The sequence below is a fragment of the Pedobacter sp. 10L46_2 genome, assembly GCF_056395165.1.
The window spans coordinates 4,263-5,149 of sequence record NZ_JBFTIZ010000348.1; the positions used below are offsets into that span (position 1 = coordinate 4,263).

1 protein-coding gene is annotated in these 887 nt (G+C 39.2%); it reads left to right on the forward strand.

The annotated features are described in order from the left end of the window. The coding region (locus tag AC1DDX_RS24555; RefSeq protein WP_477622755.1) for a RagB/SusD family nutrient uptake outer membrane protein at positions 1–796 on the forward strand (796 nt) is incomplete at its 5' end. Positions 797–887 lie beyond the last annotated feature (91 nt).

Sequence of the window (887 nt, forward strand, 5' to 3'; positions counted from 1 at the left end):
GTATTTTGGCTGCTGCGATTTTCATAAAATCTCCCACAACATGATAAATGCTTTTAAAACTGATGGAACCGGGTTACCTGATTTCGACAATTACAACAATACTGAATTAGGCGGACAGCTTTACAAACAGTATTTCAAGGATCATGCTTTTGACCCACGAATGGGACACACTGTGGCGATACCTGGCTATCCCTGGAAATATGACAACAAACTTATGTTTGATGAATCTGGATCACGTGCGCCATTTCAATATGGATACTTCAACTCTATGAAAGAACAGGTCCGTCCTGATTGTAACTGCATGTTCAAGCCTTTTTATGTTCAAAATTCAATGAACAAGAAAGAAATTCGCTATGCAGAAGTATTGCTTTGGAAGGCCGAAATCTTAATCCAATTAGATAGAACTGATGAAGCCCTCCCCATCATAAACAGAATAAGGGCACGGGCAGCAAATAGCCTTGGCCGTTTAAAGAAAGACGATGGAAGTTTGTGGATGAATTATAAAGTAGAACAATATAAACCCGGTGTAAACTGTACCTGGACCAAAGATTTTGCATGGAAAGCATTAATGTGGGAAGACAGGTTGGAGCTTGCAGGCGAAGGACGACGCTTTTACGATCTCATGCGTTGGGGACAGTTAAGTACGGTAATGAACGCCTACATTGAAAAGGAGAAAAAACGTTTTGATTGGTTTAACCTTGCACATTTTACTGCTGGCAGGGATGAATTCCTACCTATTCCTCAGCCTCAAATGAATTACTCTCAAGGAACTTATGTACAGAATCCAGGATATTAAAATCTATATAGTGATGAAAAAAATTATTTATATGTGTTGTCTCCCTTTGATTTTTCTGTTTACCGGCTGTAAGAAAGAGCCGGTTATTGAA